6 protein-coding genes are annotated in these 5,569 nt (G+C 48.2%); 4 read left to right on the top strand and 2 right to left on the bottom strand.

Annotated features, from left to right (window positions below; all coding sequences use genetic code 11):
- Nucleotides 1-77: 77 nt before the first annotated feature.
- Nucleotides 78-722 carry a MotA/TolQ/ExbB proton channel family protein gene (locus IQ260_RS27115; protein ID WP_193996196.1) on the bottom strand — a complete coding sequence of 215 codons (645 nt, stop codon included), beginning with the start codon at nucleotides 720-722 and terminating at the stop codon, nucleotides 78-80.
- A gap of 538 nt (nucleotides 723-1,260) precedes the next feature.
- On the opposite strand from IQ260_RS27115, the gene IQ260_RS27110 reads away from it, so the two are divergent.
- Entirely contained in the window at nucleotides 1,261-1,896 is a 636-nt protein-coding gene (locus IQ260_RS27110; RefSeq protein WP_193996195.1) for a LabA-like NYN domain-containing protein, read from the top strand.
- Between the two features lie 51 nt (nucleotides 1,897-1,947).
- On the top strand, nucleotides 1,948-3,096 hold the full coding sequence (gene lptC / locus IQ260_RS27105) for an LPS export ABC transporter periplasmic protein LptC (RefSeq protein ID WP_193996194.1): 1,149 nt from the start codon (nucleotides 1,948-1,950) through the stop codon (nucleotides 3,094-3,096).
- On the opposite strand, the gene IQ260_RS27100 is transcribed toward lptC, so the two are convergent.
- Nucleotides 3,065-4,405 (bottom strand): D-alanyl-D-alanine carboxypeptidase, encoded by a 1,341-nt coding sequence (locus IQ260_RS27100; RefSeq protein WP_322745059.1) that lies wholly within the window; start codon nucleotides 4,403-4,405, stop codon nucleotides 3,065-3,067. The two genes, lptC and IQ260_RS27100, sit on opposite strands and share 32 nt — an antisense overlap.
- A 112-nt stretch (nucleotides 4,406-4,517) precedes the next feature.
- Here IQ260_RS27100 and IQ260_RS27095 point away from each other — a divergent pair, with 112 nt between their 5' ends.
- Both IQ260_RS27095 and IQ260_RS27090 read left to right on the top strand, forming a co-directional pair.
- Complete coding sequence (locus tag IQ260_RS27095; RefSeq protein ID WP_193996193.1) at nucleotides 4,518-5,180, top strand: cofactor assembly of complex C subunit B; 663 nt, start codon at nucleotides 4,518-4,520, stop codon at nucleotides 5,178-5,180.
- Nucleotides 5,181-5,245: 65 nt separating this feature from the next.
- Nucleotides 5,246-5,515 (top strand): YciI family protein, encoded by a 270-nt coding sequence (locus IQ260_RS27090; RefSeq protein ID WP_193996192.1) that lies wholly within the window; start codon nucleotides 5,246-5,248, stop codon nucleotides 5,513-5,515.
- Nucleotides 5,516-5,569: the final 54 nt, after the last annotated feature.

Genomic DNA, 5,569 nt, shown 5'->3' with positions numbered 1-5,569 from the left:
TTATTGAAGTAGCCAAACAGGCAAATTATTAAAATAAGCCTAGGTAATTTGCACAATTTGTTGGATTTTTGGTCAGCCTATTGTCCTTGACGGCTTACAAACTGCCGATAGTAGCGTCGATAGGCAATTTCTAGACGACCACCGTAATCTGCGATCGCAGCCCGCTGCCGACGATATAACCCTTGAAACACATTGGCAAATAGCAACGTTACCATCGCCACCACCAAACCAATGGCCGTAGACACCAGGGCCTCCCCGATACCGGCAGTTACCTCCGAGGTCTGAGCACTGCCCACATCACCAATCTGCACCGACGACAGGGCACTAATTAAACCCAAAATAGTACCTAACAGCCCCAGCAGCGGCGCTAATCCCACCACCGTTTCAAATACCGTACTAAACCGCTTTAGTAGCGGAATTTCCGCTTGGGCCGCGCTTTCTAGCGCCAATTTAAACTCATCGGGTGTAGCCTGCTCCAGCGACAGCGCTGCCAAAAAAATACGCGCTATGGGTAACGCCCGCTGCTGCTGCAGCGTTTGAATGGCCGCCTTAGGTTGCTGGTCATAGTCCACCAGAAACGTATTAATCACCTGCGCCTGACGCTGGGTCACCTGCCACCAAAACCAGCTCCGCTCAAAAATCAGGGTAACCACCAAAATCGACGCTGCTAGCAACGGCCAAATAACGACGCCCCCAGACGTAAATAATTGCGAAATCCCCACTTAAATCCTCTTTAAGCTCCTAATTAGCGATTTTGGCATTCTGGCATTTTATAAGATACCCAGTAATAGCCATTCGCTTTTATGAGCATTTCAAGACATGTGTTTTTATATCGCATGTTTAATCCTTGTAAACTTAGTTTGCTAAGACCTTTAGATACATGTCAAAAGCTATTAATTTCACATCAGGTTTTCAATCATTATGGTCTCGATTTCTAAACTCATATTAATTTTCCACTTCTTGAGAAGAAATTAAGTTACGACTACATCGCTTTCATCTCTAAATGCCTAATGTATGATGAAAGCAATCACCTATGTTGAAGACATGCACACCTTCACGAGCCAGTTCATCAAACAATCAGGGCGTTTCAGATTTGTGCATGCTCGCTCAATCTTTTGTTGGTTTTCTACGGCTGCTAGCCATTTGTCAACTCTTGAAAAATACCCCTCTATAAATCCGCGAGTGCTGAGGGTTAACTAAAGGTCGATTCTAGTCACATGTTAAGGATGCAAGTCATAATAAATTGGACAGGATTAAATTATGTTGAACCATCGCAATGCTCTTAGTCATGACACCGGGTTCACACCAGAACAAGTCTTAGAAAATCGCGGTCGGGTTGCGATTTTTATTGATGGTTCGAATCTATTTTATGCAGCACTTCAGCTGGGGATTGAAATTGATTACACCAAGCTGCTGTGCCGCTTGACCGCCGGTTCCCGATTGTTCCGAGCTTTTTTCTATACAGGTGTTGATCGGACTAACGAAAAGCAGCAGGGCTTTTTACTCTGGATGCGTCGCAACGGCTATCGTGTCATTGCCAAAGACTTGGTACAGTTGCCAGACGGTTCCAAAAAAGCAAACCTAGATGTTGAAATTGCCGTCGATATGATGGCTTTAGTGGGTTGCTATGACACCGCTATTCTAGTCAGCGGAGATGGGGACTTAGCCTATGCCGTCGATGCTGCCAGCTATCGTGGTGTGCGGATAGAAGTTGTCAGCTTGCGCTCCATGACCAGCGATAGTCTGATTAACGTGTCCGATCGCTACATTGATTTGGATGGTGTTAAAGATGACATCAAAAAGACACCCCGGAGCCAGGGTAACGGGTATACCTATCGACCACTGACGGGCATAAGTGTCATGGAAGAAGAAGAAGTCACCAGTGACCAGGTTTAAAATCCGCTAGGATAGTCTGGGCAACATATGCGCTGGCACGAGTGACACTGTATGAACAAATGGTATCGGTTTGCGATGATTGCAGCACTAATTGCTGTGATCGTCGTAGCTGTACGGACCTGTCAATCTTCAGGCGATACCTTAGAAAGTATCCAAAATCAAGAAAGTGCGGAGCAAACTGAAGCAGAGCTAACTCTGAAAGATGTCACTCTAGAGCAGCCTGACGAAAGTGGGGGGCTGCTTTGGCGTGTAAAGGCCAAAGAGGCCACCTATAGCCCAGATCGTCGTTTGGCTAGCCTCCAATCGCCAGAAGGTGAGCTGTTTCAAGATGGCAAAGTCATCTATAAGGTCAAAGCTAATCAAGGCGAGATTCGAGAAAACGGTAAGACAATATTTCTCCAGGGTAATATTGTCGCTAACAGTCCAGAGGAGAACGTTACGCTCAAAGGAAACAGCTTAGAATGGACGCCAGATCAGGACCTATTGCTGGTGCGTGACAGCATTATTGGAGAGCATCCTCAGCTCAATGCAACCGCGCAAGAAGCGCGATTATTTAATAAAACCAAGCGTCTGGAGCTATTTAAGGGGGTCGTTGCCACCACCAAGCAAGAGCCCTGGATTGGATTTAAGTCAGAAAAACTGATATTGCTTCTAAACGAAGACAAACTGGAAACAGATACTCCACTGCTGATGGAGCGCTATGTTTCTAAAACGGACCGAACAGTAACGGACCGTTTGATTGGTAAACAAGGAGAGTTTGATCTCACCAAACAACAGGCTATCCTGCAGCAGCAGGTGCAGTTAAATGCCCTCAAAATACCGCTACAAACAAATAGCGATATTGCTGTTTGGTCAGTCAAAGAGGGGATCGTGGTGATCGATAAACCTGTTCAAATCCAGCAGAATAAACTGGCGGCGAATGCTAACAAAGGTCGTCTCAATTTGAACACTCAAATCCTGGTGCTCAATGGCAATGCCCAGGCTGCTAGCAAGGATAAACAATCATTGTTGTTAGCAGACCAGCTGACTTGGAATATCAAAACTCAAGATGTAGACGGTCAGGGTAATGTCAGCTACAGCCAACAGGATCCAGCGGCCACTGTCACTGGCGATCGCGCCGTTGGTAATTTAGAGCAACAGACTGTAGTGGTCACTGGAAAAGATGTTATCACTGAGATTGTTCCTGTGGGGATTGAATAATCTCATTTCGTTTAGGAGCGCCGAGACGGTAATCACCCTGGTTAAACTGGAGTGTGGCCTTCATGGGCTGAGGTATTTGGTTTGCTTTACCCCACTGCTGCTCAAGGGCGGCAAGCAAACGATCCTGTTGGGTACGTAGTGTCTCTAGTCCAGAACCGTAGTTAATCACAGCAAACCAAACAATCCCCTTTTGCTCGGTAGGAAAAGCGCCAGCTAGAGCACTGACCACCGCTAAACTGCCAGTTTTAACAGATGCATTGGCCGGTAGCGTGCGATCAATGAGCGTGCCTATATCGGTCCCGGAGACTGGAAAAAGGTCGGCAAAATTTAAGCTTTGGGACTGCAGGCGTGTTTGAATCGCTTGCATGAGGAGAATGACGGCCCGTGCCGAGAGCTGATTATCTTCGCCCAGCCCTGAGCCATTGATCAGGTTAATTTCACCAGGGGCTACCCCTACTTGTTCAGCAATTTTCACCACATTGGCTGGGCCACCGGAGAGATTAGCGAGCATCTCAGCCATAACGTTATTGCTGTAGATATTCATAGCTTTGAGAATGACTGCCAGCGGGAGAGATTTGTGACGGACCAGCCAACCTGATGCTTGTTCGATAACCGGTGCTGAGGAAACCACGGTGACCGGTCCTTGAATTTGCAGTGTAGGTTTAGGCGTCCCGGTGGGGAGGGTGGTATATTGTTTGTCCACTTTCCAACCCCAGGCGGCTGAATTCATCGACTGTTTGAGCATCTCTCCTGATGCCAATGGGTCTGTGTTGAAATTCATCACAAACTGATCGATGACGATCAGTTTGCCAGTGACTTGCTGAATGCCAAGCTGCTGTAGCGTGTTCCCAAGGGCGATTCCTTCTTCCCAGACAAAGAGAGGATCATAGGCCCCTTTAACAATCAGATCACCCTGTAGGGTGCCGTTAGAGATGGTCCCTCTCCAGCCGATAAAGGTCTCAAACTGATGATTAACTCCGTAGGTCTCGAGGGCAGCCAGAGTCGTTGCCACCTTTGTCAGTGAAGCAGCGGGTAACCGGCGAGAGTCTTGATGGCGAGCTACTGGATAGCGCCCGATATTGACAGCTACACTTTGCTGGTTAGCCGCAAAGCCTAATCCAGTCAGGTCGGTGATGTATCCATTGAGAATTATGTCAGCAGCTGGGTCTGATGCCAGACGCTGCTGCAGCCAGGGGGAGTCCCAGGTAGGGCGAATATCGACGGTAGCAAGGTTGATGTTGGCGAGGGGCTGCCAGGGGCGAGGGCCAATCAGAGCAGAAATAAAGGCTAGGGATAAAAGCCAGTTCACGGTGGGTAGTGATAGTGAGTGGGTATCAGCGTTTTACTGGCTAAAGATACACTAGGAGGGTAGGCTCTGCCCACTGGGCAAAGGGCCTTCGACAGATCGTAGGGAATCAGGTATGGCTAAGGCGGATGAAAATCAGTGGTTACGGCGGCTGCCCTTGGTAGTGGGTATGGCGGGCGGCACTTTGCTTATGCTCAACCGACTGCTGACGCCAGTGGTCACAGATTCCCAAGCACGGGCCGATGTGGTGGGTGTGTTTCTCAGCGCGATTTTGATTTTGACCACCTTACTGTGGCAGCAAATTCAGCCGGTTTTGCCTGAGGCCGTCATTTTAGAAGGCGAAGAGGGATTTGAGCTGGCAGATGGACTGTCGGATGCGATCGCAACCGAACTCGCCTGGGCATCACATCTATTGCTAACCAATACGGTGACTCGGTCCTTGGTGGCTTATTACGACGGGCAGGTGCTGATGCGTCGTGGAGTGCTGGGACCGCACAAAAATGTAGAAGTGGGACCCATTTTAGAACGGGTCCTGAGTCAGAAAAAACCGGTTTATTTGGTGAGCCTCAAACTCTATCCTGGTAAAGTCGAATTTAATTATTTACCTGAAAATACCCAGGGCATCATTTGTCAGCCGATGGGGGATAAAGGGGCACTGATTTTAGGGGCAAACGCACCGCGTAGCTATACCAAGCAGGACGAAACCTGGATAGAAGGGATTGCCGATAAGCTAGGAGCCAGTTTAGATGCATTAGCAACTTTCCAGGTGACAACCTGAGGGGATTGTCTTGTATTCTGGCTATTGTGCTAGTTTTCTAGACCGATGACAGGGGGATAAGAAGGATGGCTAAATTTGTGATGTGGGGTAGCTATTGCGAAAACGCTTTGGAAAAGCGCACTCCCTATCGAGCCGATCATCTAGCCGGGTTGACTGCCCAAAAAGAGCAAGGGGTACTGACATCCCTGGGGCCGACCACCGATAATCGCAAGGTGTTCGGCACCTACGAAGCTGAGGATGAAGCGACAGTGAGGCAGCTAGTAGAAAAGGATCCTTACTGGCTCAACGGTATTTGGACTGAGTACGAAATTTACGAATGGAACCAGGTTTTTTAAGATTAGGTTGAGATTCTGAAGACAGGAAGATCCATAATTCAGATCTTGTTTAAT

Origin of the sequence: Leptolyngbya cf. ectocarpi LEGE 11479 (assembly GCF_015207065.1) — a bacterium.
In the GTDB taxonomy this organism is placed as follows: domain Bacteria; phylum Cyanobacteriota; class Cyanobacteriia; order Phormidesmidales; family Phormidesmidaceae; genus Leptothoe; species Leptothoe ectocarpi.
This window is presented reverse-complemented; position numbering and strand designations above follow the sequence as displayed.

Coding starts and splice junctions, on each gene's coding strand:
- IQ260_RS27110 (WP_193996195.1), top strand. CDS start 1,261: ATGTTGAACCATCGCAATGCTCTTAGTCATGACACCGGGTTCACACCA.
- lptC (WP_193996194.1), top strand. CDS start 1,948: ATGAACAAATGGTATCGGTTTGCGATGATTGCAGCACTAATTGCTGTG.
- IQ260_RS27095 (WP_193996193.1), top strand. CDS start 4,518: ATGGCTAAGGCGGATGAAAATCAGTGGTTACGGCGGCTGCCCTTGGTA.
- IQ260_RS27090 (WP_193996192.1), top strand. CDS start 5,246: ATGGCTAAATTTGTGATGTGGGGTAGCTATTGCGAAAACGCTTTGGAA.